The sequence below is a fragment of the Spirosoma soli genome, assembly GCF_042684525.1.
Taxonomy (GTDB): domain Bacteria; phylum Bacteroidota; class Bacteroidia; order Cytophagales; family Spirosomataceae; genus Spirosoma; species Spirosoma soli.
In genome coordinates, this window is sequence record NZ_JBHULN010000021.1 from 52,530 (window position 1) to 68,207 (window position 15,678).

The following is a 15,678-nucleotide window of genomic DNA, read 5'->3' on the forward strand; positions in this document are numbered from 1 at the left end:
GCAAAGGTACGGGCCCAACATGAATTTATGATAGCTTACGCGTCTTCGTATTGTTGTGTTATTTGCCAGTCATAGATTAATCCGCCCTAAAGCCTTTGAAAGGGCGTTACGAATCCTATCTGAAAACTTTGTATGAGCAACGTGAGCAGTTATACCGTTTAATTCGTTCTGCGGAGAACGACCCCAGTGCTGACCCAGATGAAATAGACCGGTACTTAGATCTGTTGAACGACGTTAATCAAATGACTCAACAAGTGCAACAAATCTTGAACAAGCTACAGTTATGATAAATTTTGATTTTAAAGCGCACTACAAACGTATCGGCGCTACTCAGGATCGCATTGAGCAAATACGTATTGAGGCCGAATGGTTTCGGTATTACGACAGCCTCTCAAAAGAAGAGCAGGAAGAATTTAAACAGCTTGATCGGGTGGTGCGCCGGGAAATTGCCGATGAGATAGCTGAATCATTGCAAGTATTGAAAGGAGCTCTGAAAGAATAAGTAGTGCCTGTGCGTTTTTAAAAATCAATATCGGTCAGCTCAAAATTCTGTTTGACCGGTATCAGGCCGCCCTCGTTGGTTTCTGCTCCGGTGTAGTACAGAATCGTTTCGGGCTGAATGCCTTTTTGCACATTGCCAATGTCCCGCCTTTTGTTGCCGTTAGCGTCAATAATGAGTCGAACCCGGTACTGCCCTGGCTTCAAACGGGCGAAGGTGTAGTTTGACGTGCCATAAGCCGTTCGGACAACCTTGTATTTTTCGTCGAGCAACTCGATAATAAAATTTTTACCGGCAATGGTCGCTGGGTTGACCCGACCGGCAATTAATCCATAGCTGTCTTCTTCGGCAATCGTGTAGCGGGCCAGATAACGCGCCAGCGTGTCGCCCTGAACGCTGATAAACGCGCCTTTAGCTAGCTTCAGGTACAATGTATCGCGGAGGTTCGTCTGGCGTTTAATGGCCAGCCGAGAGAAGTTGTTACTCCAAACCAGGTTTTCCGGACTGAGTTCGAGCGGTTTCGTGGTGTCACGTCCAATGTTGATCAGATTGGTAGAATAACGCAGTACCGGTTTATTGAAGGTCAGCGTGAACTCCAGATTGTTGTCAATGGGTTCACCCGGCGAAGGCGCTACCTGTACGTTCAGCGGCTTACGGTCTTTGGCTTTCGTTTTTAAGGGTGAAAAATAGATTCGCTCCTTTAAATCCGTTACGTTCCCGACCGAATCTTCGGCCGCAATTGTTACGTTGATTGTATCGCCCGCTGCCCGGTTGGCGGGGCGAAATAACCGAATCATTTTGGGTGATTCCAGAAAAGACACCAGCGTATCCTGAGGCTTCTGGTACTGAATTTTGTAGCTGGCAATCCCGCTGCTTAGCTCCAGCCCCAGCGTTTCGTCGGTACGTTCGCGTCGGCTGATGCGGGGCTTGGCACTCCCCCGGAAGGCTACCAGATTTACGTCGGTATAATTCCGGGTCAGGGCAACGACACTATCACGAAAGCCTACTCGTTCGCCGGGTGTGTTATTGACCAGATTCAGGTCTTTGTCGTCGAAGCCATACACTTTATACGAACCCGCCTTCACGTTTTCGATGCGATAAATGCCGTTGCTATCGGTTCGGGCGAAATACGAAGGGCGTTTGCGGTTAATAGGCAGGGTATCGTTTGGGCCGAACAAACCGACCACAAATCCCAGGATGGGCAGTCGGCTTTCATCGTCAATGACGGTACCAGTCAGGTACAACGAGTCGATGACTGACCCCGTACTGAACACAATCTTGTTATCGGTGGTGACGTTCCGTTCGGTAATGTCTTTAATACCGTCCGAGAAGTTAATCGTATAGGTTGTATTCGGTTGCAGCGGCTTGTCGAAGTTAAGGCGGAGCCCCGTTGGTAGCGCTTTCACAAGGTACGTGTTACTATCCTGGGGGGTGATGCTGACCTTTTGCTGGATGTTTTCGACGTTCACATATTCGTCGTACTCCAGCGTAATGGACTGCCCGGCATAGTTCAGCTGACGAATTTTGGGTACGCTGCTCACTAATTTGGGAGCTATTGTATCTTTTTTGCCGCCCGGTGGTTGAGCTACCTGAGCGCAGTTATGAAACAGAATAGGCAATAAGAACAGCCAACCAAGGGCGAAATGACGAAACTTCATGTTGTGGGAATGATACTACAAAGGTAAACGCCCGTTTATGGTTCTTCTGTACCGACTGACATAAAATGGCTGCTTGTTTCGTTACGTTAGGTAGAAATTTAAGAAATTTTAAAAGCCTTCCGTCAAATAGCGGGGGAGTGCGTGGGCGGTTTGGTACTTTTGCCGCTCACGCATGGCTTTTCCAATCACCAAAACACTGTTCATGATTCGCACCCGCCTGTGCCAATTACTTTTTATGGCCGCATCGGTTGGCTGGCTCACCAGCTGCTCTAGTCCGGCTGACGACTTAGACAGTCAGATCAGCGATGCCTTAAGCAATGACAATGCTATTGACGCTTCGGAGGCTCAGGCCATCCGTTCGTTCATTGCTAAAGAGAAGGACGATCTAGCCGAAAACAAGAAAACGACGAAGCTAATAGGGAGCGACGGAAATGTGGACAACGCTGCCCTGCTGAAATACATTCAGCGCAACATGACGTATCGGAAGCTGGCCAAGGAAGGCGATGCACCGACAGTTTCGCTGGCTGGAGCCACTACGTCGACCAAAGCACTGCGGCTCAAATTATATCTCGAAGCCAGCGCCAGTATGTTTCCGTACGATACGCCTGGTGGTACTGGCAGCTTCAAACGCGCACTCAACGATGTGCTGACAGGGTTCGACGCGGCCAATCCTAATCAGGCAAAGCTGTATGTAGTGAACACCGAGGTAAATGACCTTGGCCTATCGTTATCGCAGTTTTTCAAAGAGAAAAACATCTTCACGGTTGCGAAGACGAAGGGGAAAACAACAAGCACCGACTTTGAAGAAATCTTCCGCCGAATCTTATCCGAAACGTCGGGCGATGATATGAGTGTACTGGTATCTGACCTGATTTACTCCGACCCAAAACTTACTGGCATGAGTGCGCAGAAAACACTAGATGCTGCCCGTTCACTGCTGACAACCGTATTTAGCCCTTACACCGGAACCCACTCGATGTTGGTGCTGAAATTAAACGCTGACTTCGACGGGACGTATTACAGTTGGAACAATGCCAAGCATCAATACAAAGGTGATCGGCCTTATTACCTCTGCCTCATCGGCCGAAACGAAGCCATGCAGCGGCTCTATACCGACCCGAAATACCAGCCCATTCGGCGTTTTGATGAGCTATCTAGTTTTGAAAACTCCTGGTTCTTCGGACGTGACACAAAAAAGGAAACGCCTTTCTACACGATTTTGGTAACTGATCCAGCTCGTAAAGGACGGTTCAAGCGGGCTAAGGAAGAAGTGCGCGAGCGGGTCAAAGCCGTTCATGCGCTCGAAGACGTACAGCCCGACGTTGCAGACAAAAGCCTTACGGTTCCCGTCGCCGTCGATCTGTCAGCCCAACGCCTGCCCGCTTCGCTACTGACCGACGCCAGTCAATACGAAGTGGTTGGTAAAGACAACTTCAAAGTTTCTGCCGTACAGACCTATGCTGGTACCAATGGCACCACGCATAAGCTGCTCCTGACCACCGAGCGGCCCGCTCGTGGGGAACGTACGGCGACAATTCGACTACGTCGGCAGTTTCCGCCCAAATGGATTGCCCAAACCAACACAACCAACGACATTCCACCCGATGCCAACTCAACGTTTGGCTTACAAAATCTTTTGCAGGGCGTCGAACGAGCCTATAACCCCAATAACGAAACCGAATATTTTACCTTAACAATCAATCTGAAATGAGCGAACGACCGAATGAGTGAACGAGTGATTCCTTCAAGAGCCACTTTGTTGTTTCACTCTTTCGTTCTTCCGCTCTTTCACTCTTTACTAATGGAAGAATCGCTCTATAATTTTTACAACCTGTTCGTTAACAGCAACCTGCTCGAAGATCTGTACCAGGAAGAACTGCTGTCGCCGTTGACCTGGTCGGCTATCGGCATCGCCTTTGTCGTCGCCTTTGCGTTTTACATCTGGCCCTTTAACCGGGTTAGCTTCAGCGGTTTTGGGAGTTGGTTGATTATGTTGGGCGTCAGTGCGCTGACCTTGTTTGTCATTACGCTGGTGACGTGCTACCAAAAAGCTGGGCAGGAGATTCTGCGCGATGAGGCCGATCCCGATCAGGGAACGCTTTTCGACCAGGGCGTTAGTGTGTTTCTGAGCTACGCCTTCGAGATGGCCCTGCTGACGGCCGTCATCTTCTTTATCATCTCAATGGTGATGAAAAACTTCAGTAAAAACGCGAAACACCGGCCTATGCTCTGGCCATCCCGTTAATATAGAGATCGCACCGGCGGACCGGCATACTTGCGTCTCTACAAAAATTAAAAAACTATGCCAAAACTATTTGTGTTCGCCATTGGCGGAACCGGTTCACGAGTGCTCAAGGCGCTGACCTTCCTACTGGCGTCGGGCGTTAAGATGAACAACACCGATGAGGTAATCCCAATTGTGCTGGACCCTCATGCAACCAATGACGACCTCCTGCGGACAAAAGACCTCCTGCGCGAGTACGGCAACATCCGGGCTGGCCTCCAGAACAAGCCAACGTCTGGCTTTTTTAGCACCGAAATCAAGACGCTGAATCGCTCTATCGGGGGCAATGCGACCATCGCCGACACGTATGTATTCGAGTTGCAGGGCGTGCAACAGGAGAAGTTCCGGGATTATATTAATTACGAGGGATTAGACGGTCCTAATAAAGCACTGGCCAGCCTGCTGTTTTCGGAAGAGAACCTGGAAACCAAGATGGACATTGGCTTTGTGGGTAACCCAAACATCGGTAGTACGGTCCTGAATCAGTTCCGCTACTCCGACGTGTTCCAGGCATTTGCCGAAAACTTCGGGGCCAACGACCGGATCTTTATTGTTAGCTCTATTTTCGGCGGTACGGGTGCGGCTGGTTTTCCAATCCTGCTCAAAAACATTCGCGGGGCGCAGGCCATCGGCCAGATTCCCAATCCGGCTTTCCTGACGAACGCCAAGATCGGGGCTGTTACGGTGATGCCGTATTTCAGCCTGACCACCAGCGATAACAAGCTCATTGACCCCGCATCGTTCATTGCCAAAACCAAAGCGGCTTTAAATTACTATCAAAAGGGGGTGAACCCGTCGGTCAATGCGCTCTACTACATCGGCGACGACCAGACGAAAGCGTACACCTACGACCCTGGTGCGGGTGGACAGAAAAACGAAGCACATTTCGTTGAAATGGCCTCGGCATTGGCCATTGTGGACTTCATGAACATGGGCGACGATGCGCTGAACGTGGTGAATGGGCGCCCTACTAATCCAGTCTACAAAGAGTTTGGCGTGGAACAGGACGGTACGTCGCTGCAACTGGGAAACCTCGCTGGGGCAACCAAACAGATCATCAATGTGCCGCTCGCCAAGATGGCTTTGTTCAGTACGTACCTCAGCCAACGGATTCGTGCCGCGGCCGGTACGGTGCAATGGTCCAAGGCGAACCCCCAGATTTCGACGTCTTTCCTGAATTCGTCGTTCTTCAACAGCATCAAGAATTTCGATACAGGCTTCCGGCAATGGCTTGCCGAAATGGGGGCTAACAAGCGGTCGTTTGAGCCTTTCCTGCTCGATGTGTCAAACCTCGGGCAAACCGTGCGCGGCTTCGAGCCCAAGAAGAAGGGTTTGTTCGGGGGCGAATCGGATGTGAAGCTCGACATCGTCGACGATTTCGATCAGACGCTCAACAAAACCGCCGAAGGTAAAGCCTACGTCAGCGAGCCTGATAAGTTTATCCAGTTATTTTCTGAAGGCACCGAGCGGTTTGTGCGCGAACGGCTACCTAAAGTGCTTGATTATTAACATTTCTCAAGGATTGTCGCGTATTGTCAAAGATGGCCAAGCTTGGCTACATAATAGTCCCTGACGATGCTTAACAAAATTTGACAGCTCCTGACTACGAATGACTATTCAGTATGCCAACAACACTTAGCTTACATAACCCTACACCGGGGCTACACTGGTACGTTAGTAAACCACTGGGTACGGACCAGATTGCCGCCATTCGCGACCCGCAGGGCGGTCAGACCGTCAAGCAGCCTACCTCTATTCCGAGCCCGTTTGCCCGGATGGACTTAGTACGGTCAGCGTTCCTGAACTTAGCCCTTAAACCTGATCTGAGCGGCACCATGAACGACCAGCGTGTCGTATCGGACTGCTTAGACGTGGGCGAGCTGTTTTTTAACTACGACAAGCTCAAAACGTATGTTACCATCACACCTTTCGACGTTCGCACCGACCTCGACCGAATGCGGCAGTCCACGAATCAAGGGCACCGACGCCTGGGCGATGCCCTGAAGTTGTTTCTGGATCAGGATGCGGCTGAGTATAATTTTCACGACCTCAATCGCCTGTTTATTCTGAGCTACCGTGGTCGGGTTGTGGGTGGTACGTCGCCCAAAACGCTGTTCTTCAGTTCAGGCAACGACCTAAGCTGGGTGGACATCTCTATGGGGAACGACCGGATGTTCGACCAGTCGGTGTGCCCATTGCACCAGCGCGATATTGAGTATCAGAAGTTCTGGTACGCCATCAAGCAGTTCATGCCGAACTTTCGGGATCGATTCCGCGAAGTGGACGATTACCTCAACCGGAGCCGGAATCTCTTACAACAGCAAAATCCAACGCTGTTCTACGAGCACATCGAAGCGCCGAACGGACAGCCGCTGCTAACCCGCGAAAAATTTGACCAGGATTTTGATGAACTGACTACCGGCCCCGGCGATGTGGTAGAGGTGCTTGGTTTCCCCCTTCGCAAGAAAAAGTCAGACATCCGGTCGATTAACCAGGTTAGCGACTTCATTATTAAGTCGGATAAATACGCCCGGTTGTATCCAAATCTGCCTCGCCCAATGGCGTTGCAAAATCGGTTCTTCCGTCAGTTTACCTACGTACCTCAGGCGCAGTGGAACCCCAACACGCCCGTACCGTACTTCGTAAAAGAGTCCTGGCGCGATAACCTGCGGGCACTACCGGGACAACCAGGAAACTATCCGTGGCTAACGGTCAGTGATCTTTTGGAGCCTTACTTAATTCGGCTACCCTTCCCGATGGATCGGGGCCGGTTCTTCGATGGCAACCTACAGACACCGGCTACCGATAAAGGATTTTTGCTGCCGCTGAAGAAAGACTTCTTTGACTTTTTTGACGTAGATGATCTGCTCACCGGACGCGTTCGCTTACGCATGACGCCCCAGGGCGGAGGCATCAACGTATCGCTGGATATTCCCGTCACCGCGCCCAGTCAGCCGGGTAACCAGTTTGTAACGTTTGAGCGGTTGTACTCGCAGCCGGTGGGCGTTTATAATTCGGCCGCGCCCAATGAGTTGAGTAATGAAGGCGTAATTCTGGAAAATTCATTTACCATTAACATTTATCCGTTTGTGCGGTCAGGTTCGGTTACCGTGCCGGCTGACTACCGCGTCCAGCTCATTGAGTCGGGTTTTGACAGCCAGAATCAATACGAGCTTACTTACTTTGGTCAGCAAACGAACGCCGAAGTACAGCCCGCATCGAAACACCAGCGCACCGTTCGCCAACAGAACACCGACGGATCGAGTGTCTATTACGTGTTGCGTGAGGAGTTTGATTACCTGCAAACGCATATCCGGGGCGACGGCCGCGAACTAAACGGTATCCTCATTCCGCGTTGGCAGCAGTACAATGGCGGCAGTAAACAGTTTGCCTTTTCGGTGGATTTCGGAACGACGAACACGCATATCGAATACAGTGTCGATGGAGGAACACCCCGGCCGTTCGACGTAGCCGAAACAACTCCCCAGGTCGCCACGCTGGTAGCCCCGGCGCAATACAACCCCGCGTTGTTTGAGCTATTCTTACTTTATGATCTGGAGTTTGTGCCGCCGACCATTGGCCCTGGTCGGCCCGATAGTTTCCCAACGCGCACCGCCATCGCCGAACCATTAAATTTAAGTTTTAACCAGCAAACGCAGGCCCTGGCCGACTTCAATATTCCGTTCTACGTTGAGCGCCAACCCGCCGGGTCAAACCGCATCACGACCAACTTGAAATGGGCTAAAAACAACGACCAGACCGAACGGCGGGTAGAGGCTTTCCTGGAAGAGCTGCTCATGCTCATCAAGAATAAAGTGCTGACCGAAGGCGGCAATCTGAATCAAACAACGGTGTACTGGTTCTTCCCCGCCAGTATGACACCCGGTCGGGTTAGTCAGCTACGTAGCGATTGGCAGGAGCTTTACGACCGCTACATTGGTGGTTCGGCGGGACGACTGCGGGAGGTCTCCGAATCGGTGGCCCCGTTCTATTATTATAAACAAAACCCAACGCTGAGTGCCTCGGCCCGACCCGTTATTAACGTAGACATTGGTGGGGGTACCTCCGATGTGGTCGTCTACGAACGTAACGAACCGCGTCTACTGACGTCGTTCCGGTTTGCGGGTAACGCTATTTACGGTGATGCCTTCAGCGAATATGGCGCGGCTAGTCATAATGGTTTCGTGCGCAAATACGCCGACCGGATTCAAACACTATTAGATAGCCAAAGCCTGGGTAACCTGAGCGATAATAACCGGCGCATGCTGGATACGAACCGCTCGGAAGACATCATGGCGTTCTGGTTCTCAATCGAGAAAAGCAACGACGTAAAAGCCAAAAGTATGCTGTCGTTCAACGGTATGCTGTCGAAGGATGAAGACCTGAAAATTGTGTTTGTCCTGTTCTATACCGCCCTAATTTACCACGTCGCCCAGCTCATGAAACACCGGGGTGTTGGCTTGCCGGGAGCGATTACGTTCAGCGGTACCGGTTCTAAACTGTTGACGATCATCAGCTCCGACGATCAGATGCTGGGTAAACTGGCCCGGGCGATATTCGAGAAGGTTTACCAGCAAGAGTACGGTGCCAGCGGACTGACGTTGTTCTACGAAAAGAAAGGCCCTAAAGAGGTTACCTGCAAAGGCGCGTTGATGCAACCGGCCAACAGCCGTCCCGTCGATACCGAAGCCATCAGTTACGTTTATCCAGCTACCTTTAACGACAAGTTTCCGACGCTCACGTATGCTGATCTGCGTAAGCCTGAAGTGATTGAGTCACTGCTCGAAGAAACCAATGCATTCATTGACTTCTTCTTTGCCTTGAATCAGCAGTTTAGCTTTGCCCGGAACCTGAACGTATCGGCCCGATCGCTGGTGATTGCACAACAGGAGTTGCGGACTCATCTGGATACGTCGCTCATGGATGGTATCCAGCGCCGGGAAAGTGACGTAGCGGCTGAATACAGTGGCATAGCTGACGCGCTGGGAGCGCCCATCGAAGAAACCTTGTTTTTCTATCCGCTCATTGGGGCAATCAATAAACTGGCTAACGCACTGGCTTAACGATGAACACAAGGCGATATAAACCCTTTGTCGCACTGGTTGGCTGGCTAACGGCGGTAACCTTGACGTCGGCCCAAACGCCGACACCCAATCAGCAGGCGGTGGATACGCTCGTGAAAGACGTAGCCACCGCTGTCTTTGCGAACATAAAACAGCCCAAAGCGCAGGAGATTTATGCGCAGCTGCTGACGTGTGGAGATGGCTGCGACCCGCAACAGTTAATTCGGAGCGTGGGTAGTTGGGACCAGGTGGGGACTAAATTGGAAGAGCTGGGTGAATTGAAAAATATTGCTCAGTTTGTTAAGCTGCCCCCGACGGAAGCTAACACGGCTATCAAGAAACAGTTAGCTGCCTTTTATGCTCGTTACAAAAACGACCAGAACTATGGAAAGCCACTGAATCCGGCGGTGCAAGCCCAGATGCTGGCGAAAATCGATGAGCTCTTGCCCCCGGCCGAGGCTGCTGAACCGCCAGCAACAGTCGCTCAACAAGGGGCGTCGACCCAACCCGATGCCGACACGGTAGCTGAGGATGGGAACGATGTTGATGGTACGGCTCTTCGCATAAGCCAGTTAGAGCGGCAGGTTGAAAACGAACAGAAAAATCAGGTGTGGATGATACTATTAAGTGTTTTAGCCGGAGCCTTGCTCGGTGCCGGCGCGGTGTATCTGCTAGCTTACCGGAAAGCAGCGGCCGAGGTGAAGCGATTACTGGACGAAAACAGCAAGCTTAGCCGATCCGTAGACACCCAGCGAATAACTGCCAAACCCGTTAATTCGCCCCGACAGCCCGAGCCGAATTATAAGCAGAAGGCTGATGCCTACGATGCTATTTTGGCGGAATTAGGGAACGAACCGTTGGCGGCTATCCAGCAATTGAAGCAACAGTCAGCACCAACAGCGTCGGTGCAGCGGTCTGGGGAACCCGTGATCGAATCAGTACCTGAACCAGTAATGCCGCCAGTTCCGATTCCGACACCGCCACTGCCCGTACAGATGCAAACGCAGGCATCAGCACCCAACGGCGTTTTCTACTTTCCTCCGCCTGACCCGAATGGTGTTTTTGACATGGTGCATCAGTCACCAACGCTTTCGCCCGAATCAGCTTACCGTTTTGTGGTAAATACCAGCAAACCTGATGTAGCCTCATTCCGTTTTGAGGCCGAGCCGGGTCGGTTGGCGCGTTTCCTGACGTATCGCAATTACATGATTGAGCCGGCCTGCGACAGCGAAAACAGTTATTCGTCCGTTCATACCCGTATCGTAATGCGTCGGGATGGGGAGGCTGTGCTGGAAAATGGCAACTGGCGAGTGAAAACCAAAGCGCTGATCCGGTACGAATAAGGCAATTATGAACTGGTCATTTGTAGTCAGGCATCGTCAAGTGTTGTCAACAGTCTTACTTCTCATGACAATTCTTGACCATACCTGACCGCGAATGACTACCTACTTAACTCTTCACACGAATGGGGCTTTAGGCCGGGTAACGTAATGCTCGGGACTAAAGTCCCATAGTTTGTGTTTAGACCTTATAAACCAATAGCTCAGGAATCAATCAAAGGTTAACACAGCCCATAAATCAATTGAACCGATCCGTAATGACTATGCGATTTGTTATATCGCTTCTGCTATTTAGCCTGCTTTTGTACCTCTCGGGCTGCTCCGGTTGTTCGCGCTCGGGGAGTCACCAGCCGCGCCGACAAAAACGAAGTACGGCAACTAAGCCAGCCGAAGAAGTAACCCGTGCACAAACTCCCGTAGCACCCAAGCCAACCCTGAAGCAAATAGGTTCGGGACCGACCGAAGTGGCTATGGAAAAAGAAAACGGTGTTTATAAAGTGCCCGTTACGGTCAATGGCCTGCCCATGCGGTTTATTCTCGACACTGGCGCCAGCCTGATATCGATCTCAGCAACCGAAGCAGAGTTTATGTATAAGCAGGGGGCCATTACCGAAGCCGACGTCGTGGGTCGGTCGCGTTTCCAGGATGCCAACGGCGATATCTCGCCGGGTTCAGTTGTCAGGCTTAAATCCGTGCAGATTGGCGACCGTGTCCTTCAGAACGTAAATGCCAATATTGTGAGCAGTGCAAAGGCTCCATTGCTGCTGGGACAGTCTGCCTTGTCGCAGTTTGGTAAAATTTCCGTGGATTACCGGCGCAATATTGTGACCTTCGACTAAGTTTTGGTGTTCTAATAGGGAGTCAGCCCACACAGTCAGGCTGACGCTTGCGTTACAATCCACTAGTATTTAAATGACGGACACCGAACTCACCGACCGACTCCGGGAAGCGATTGTTCTCGACGGGCCTGATGCCTGGCGGAGCAACGGCTACCTGCAGGAGGCTCAACAAGCTGGGCTGACGCTCGAAGCTGCCTTGAAACGGGCTAATGAGGTCACTCAGGAGATTCATAATAACAGCATTCTGTTCCAAAATATCCATGCCCGTATTGCCCGGCTGGCCCAGCCGTCGCGTAGTCATTTGATTAATCAGGATCTGGCCCAGATTGTCAACGCGGCCACATCGCTCAACCTGTCGCCCGACTTCGTTCGTAACCGCTGGGTTCCGGCCGTGCTGGCAAAGTTGGCGGGCACATCAGCACCCGCTCCACAGCCGACCGAGTCGGTAACCCCGGCAAGTAGCCAGGCCAATACATTTGAGGAGCTAATTGAAACCGAACCCGAGCCGATTCCGGCCGCTCCCGAGCGCCGAATCGACGGGCCCGCTCCCAGTGTTGAAACTCCTCAAACCCCACCGCCTACGCCCGAGCCAGTGGCCGTTGTGCCGCCATCCCGGCCTGAGCCCGTAGTCGTTCGTACGTCTGCACCAATTCAACTACCCGAGCCACCACCGCCCCTTGTTCGGAGGTATACGGCTACGCCCGCCCGCATTCGCAAGGGCGAAACCGTTACGCTGGAGTGGGACGTAGAAAACCTGCTGGCCGTAACAATCGATGATTTGGGCGAAGGAATGTCGCCGAAGAACCGGGGTTGGGTAAAGCCGAATAAAACAACCGATTACACCCTCTTCGACGTCAATAATAATCCGCTCAGTACGGTTCGGGTCGAGGTAATTCAGCCCGACCGCAGTGGCATCTATGGCGTTTTGTTCGCCCTGGCTATTCTGGCGTTGATTTATTGGTTTATCAAGAGTAATAACGAACCGGTAAACGACCCAGCACCAGCCCGACGCGAACGAACAACCAATCGATCGACCAGTATGACATCGGGCGTAAGTCAGCAACAGGCTTACAATAAAGACGCCAGGGAGCCAAACAACACCGATGAACCCGTGGCGACAACTACTGAGCCAACAACCGAAACGGTAACTACCGCTACGGACAAGGTGGAGGAACCCCAAAAAAAGCAGCAATCGGAGAAAAAACCTGCCCCAGAGCCAGAGGTTAAGCCGAGTACGCCAGCCGATGCCCGTATAGGCAAGTATGAAGAAGCATTCGGCGATAAGCCTTACGATAAAATTGAGCTGGGTTCTGACGAACGTGGTTGGCGTCGCGCCCGAAGCAACGGCCGTTGGGGCTTTATCAACCAGGATGATGAATGGGTAATTCAGCCGGAATATGAAGCCGTTACGCCTTTTCGGGGCAACACCGCCAGTGCGTTCTTAAACGGCCAGCTCCTGAAAATCAACCGCGACGGCGAGCAGATTCGGAATTAGGCTTGTTATTGGGTGGTCATTAGATAGTCATTCATGATCAATGGTTGTCATCAATTGCTTAGAGCGAATGTGGCCATCCGATGACAACTAATGACCAAAACCTACGGTCCCAGCGTAACACTTAACTTCTGAAACGACGTCCAATAGCCGGAGGTGATCATGCCGATGCCGTTTCCGGATAAGGTACGGAAGGGATATGGACTAGTCCGAACTTCGCGTTCATTTACATAGAAATACAGCCCGCCATCTTTTCGGCGGATGGTCAGCCGATTACGGTTTTTGTCAATAGGTACTCCTGGCGAAAAAAAGTCGCCCGGCATGTAATCGCTGAACACCTGGCCGTTTGCAACACGAATGATCGAGATTTCACCTTTACCATTCAACGTAAAGGCGTTGAAATTGAGCGAGTCGCGTACGCCAAATACTAAGCCACCAGTTGGAATACGGCCCGAATCAGCCATCACGTCAACTTTGATCGTAAATAGGTCAGCGTTGTTCAGATTGATGTCGGGTGGTAATGATACATAACTGAATGCGACCTGCTGGGTATTCACATTGCGTTTACGAATGCTATACCGACCCATGCCGATCTGGAAATGGTAGTCGCCTTTGATGCCTGCTTTCCAACCGTTTCGGTTCGTTGCAAAATCGCCCGTAAACGCTGGGCGGAAATCAGACGTACTTGCCCCAGATGAGCCCGTACGGGTGGGTTGAGTAACTGTCTCGTTTGGACTAACCGGCGGGGCTGACGGGCGGTTCGCATAGGGAGAGGGCGGAGCTGTGCTAACTACCTCAGCAGGTGCTGTCCGGTCAGGCTGTGCTGGCGGTACCGTGACCGTTGGCGCCGGGCTAGTGTTGGCGTCAGCCGGATTCGTTGCTGCGCTCGTTGGCCGACTTGGTTGCAGCCGGGCTGTTGGCTTAAGCGTTACTTTTTGCCAATCGCTCGAAGCCGAAAAAATAACCGGCTTTTGGCGTCGCGCCGATGACTGTGCGAAGCTGTTGACAGCCAGTAAGGTAATGAGTGTAATTAGAACGTAAGGTCGCATAGCTCAAAGATTGTCAGAATGAATAGCGAAGCACGGCCGTTGGCTGCCCCGCCTGAATGCCGGGCCGAATCATGACAGACTGCAATTGGCGCGGTTCCCGTTGATTTCGCATTCCTTTCAAAAAGGTTAAAATAACATCAGCGGCTGCTATGACAACGGCTCCTCGGGTGGCCAGCCAATAGCGGTGATGATGGTCGTTGGCGGTCTGGTAGTAGGGCTCGGCTGCGGTTGCATTCTTTTGTTCTCCATAAATAGCGTAATCGTCCTGAGCCTTCCGCCGTTCCAGCAGACCATACGCAATCAGCCCATACGTTGCTACGGTCAGCATGGGCCGGAAACCAATAACGGGCCTTGGCGTTTGCACAAAAATATTACCGATCCCCGGTGCTATCGCCGACACTAAGGCCCAAGCCGGTCCGGCATAACGAGTGCTACGGACGTTCGGAAGCGTTGGATCGGCCGATAAGGGTGGGGTAGGGGTTTCGGCCGGTTGGGTTGGCGGTGTATCCGTGCGGGGGGCTGGCTCAGTCGGCTGTTGGGCTGGCGGACTGGATACTTTGGGCTGTTCGATAGGGCGGTTGGTCGGCGGATTCGCTGTGGCTATGTCAGGCTTTCGAACCGGAGCATCGGGCGTAGTAGCTATCGTTGGTTCAGGAGTTTGGTATTGAGGTGGACCCAGCGGAAGGCCCGTCTTGACCAGTACCGTTGCCTGAATTTCTTCGTTTAAGGAGTAGCCGTTCGCTAAGGCGTCCCAAATAATACGCCGGTCGGAGCCAGCCGTAATGCGTTTGCCAATGTCGCCCCGCACAAACTCCGGACTGATGCGCAGGACTCCACGCAGCCGACTTCGCACGGCCAGATAAACGGAATCGCCCGGCCGTGCATTAATGAGATCGAACCGAATTTCGAGCTGCGACTGGTCGAGGACACGTATCCGAACATTGCGGACTCGTTCCTGCGCGTGACCCGAAACCGTCAACAGCATGGCAAAGAAAAAAGCGACAAGTAAGCGCATCGTGGGTTAGTAACTGACAGTGATTTGTTTGGAGATGGTAAATCGATCGTCGCAGGAGTTGACGATGGCAAGCGTAACGGTATAAGTGCCCGGTTTTTCGTAGTTATATGTAACGCGCGTCCCAACGCGGTTCCTACCTTTACCATCGCCGGGGTCCCAACCTGCAACGCCAATATCGCCCTGCGGATTCTCCAGAAAAAAAGTAACGTCTAATTGGCCAATCGTAACCCCAATATCAGCCCTGGGAGGCACGCAAACCGGGAAGCTTTTCTTGGCTAGGTCGAACGGTTCGCAGGCCGTCATGACCAGAAGTAATAAAAAACAAAGAAAACGCTGTGTCATAATGATTGGTTGAGACGTAACAAAGTAAGCGATAGTTGCGCAACGATGAGCAGTTTTGCGCATAAACTATGCTTTATGGAACCCTCGACGGCTGAAA

Annotated in this window: 12 protein-coding genes; 8 read left to right on the plus strand and 4 right to left on the minus strand. The window is 51.9% G+C overall.

The features are described from left to right. The first annotated feature begins 283 nt into the window (after positions 1-283). A complete protein-coding gene (locus tag ACFSUS_RS24525; protein WP_381526842.1) occupies positions 284-502 on the plus strand; it encodes a hypothetical protein in 219 nt (72 codons plus the stop codon). Positions 503-519: 17 nt separating this feature from the next. Here ACFSUS_RS24525 and ACFSUS_RS24530 read toward each other — a convergent pair whose 3' ends face one another. Continuing rightward, entirely contained in the window at positions 520-2,157 is a 1,638-nt protein-coding gene (locus ACFSUS_RS24530) for an Ig-like domain-containing protein (RefSeq protein ID WP_381526844.1), read from the minus strand. Between the two features lie 172 nt (positions 2,158-2,329). Here ACFSUS_RS24530 and ACFSUS_RS24535 point away from each other — a divergent pair, with 172 nt between their 5' ends. The 7 genes from ACFSUS_RS24535 (at position 2,330) to ACFSUS_RS24565 (ending at position 13,178) form a co-directional block, all read left to right on the plus strand. Further along, positions 2,330-3,868 (plus strand): hypothetical protein, encoded by a 1,539-nt coding sequence (locus ACFSUS_RS24535; protein ID WP_381526846.1) that lies wholly within the window; start codon positions 2,330-2,332, stop codon positions 3,866-3,868. A 90-nt stretch (positions 3,869-3,958) separates the two neighbouring features. Continuing rightward, positions 3,959-4,402, plus strand: coding sequence for a hypothetical protein (locus ACFSUS_RS24540; protein ID WP_381526848.1), 444 nt, complete (start codon positions 3,959-3,961; stop codon positions 4,400-4,402). 57 nt (positions 4,403-4,459) lie between these two features. Next, positions 4,460-5,950: a hypothetical protein gene (locus ACFSUS_RS24545; RefSeq protein WP_381526850.1), complete on the plus strand. Its 1,491-nt coding sequence runs from the start codon at positions 4,460-4,462 to the stop codon at positions 5,948-5,950. 113 nt (positions 5,951-6,063) lie between these two features. Next, complete coding sequence (locus ACFSUS_RS24550; RefSeq protein ID WP_381526852.1) at positions 6,064-9,504, plus strand: hypothetical protein; 3,441 nt, start codon at positions 6,064-6,066, stop codon at positions 9,502-9,504. Between the two features lie 2 nt (positions 9,505-9,506). Beyond that, complete coding sequence (locus ACFSUS_RS24555) at positions 9,507-10,847, plus strand: hypothetical protein (protein ID WP_381526854.1); 1,341 nt, start codon at positions 9,507-9,509, stop codon at positions 10,845-10,847. 260 nt (positions 10,848-11,107) lie between these two features. After that, positions 11,108-11,683, plus strand: coding sequence for a retropepsin-like aspartic protease family protein (locus tag ACFSUS_RS24560; RefSeq protein WP_381526856.1), 576 nt, complete (start codon positions 11,108-11,110; stop codon positions 11,681-11,683). Positions 11,684-11,756: 73 nt separating this feature from the next. Then, the gene (locus tag ACFSUS_RS24565; protein WP_381526858.1) at positions 11,757-13,178 is read left to right on the plus strand and encodes a WG repeat-containing protein; all 1,422 of its coding nucleotides are present in this window, start codon (positions 11,757-11,759) and stop codon (positions 13,176-13,178) included. A 101-nt stretch (positions 13,179-13,279) separates the two neighbouring features. Here the strand turns inward: ACFSUS_RS24565 and ACFSUS_RS24570 are convergent, their stop codons facing one another. The 3 genes from ACFSUS_RS24570 to ACFSUS_RS24580 are packed head-to-tail and all read right to left on the minus strand — an operon-like array spanning position 13,280 to position 15,581. Beyond that, positions 13,280-14,224 (minus strand): hypothetical protein, encoded by a 945-nt coding sequence (locus tag ACFSUS_RS24570; RefSeq protein ID WP_381526860.1) that lies wholly within the window; start codon positions 14,222-14,224, stop codon positions 13,280-13,282. A 13-nt stretch (positions 14,225-14,237) separates the two neighbouring features. After that, positions 14,238-15,239, minus strand: a complete 1,002-nt coding sequence (locus ACFSUS_RS24575) for a hypothetical protein (protein WP_381526862.1) — start codon at positions 15,237-15,239, stop codon at positions 14,238-14,240. 6 nt (positions 15,240-15,245) lie between these two features. Beyond that, a complete protein-coding gene (locus tag ACFSUS_RS24580) occupies positions 15,246-15,581 on the minus strand; it encodes a PKD domain-containing protein (RefSeq protein ID WP_381526864.1) in 336 nt (111 codons plus the stop codon). Positions 15,582-15,678: the final 97 nt, after the last annotated feature.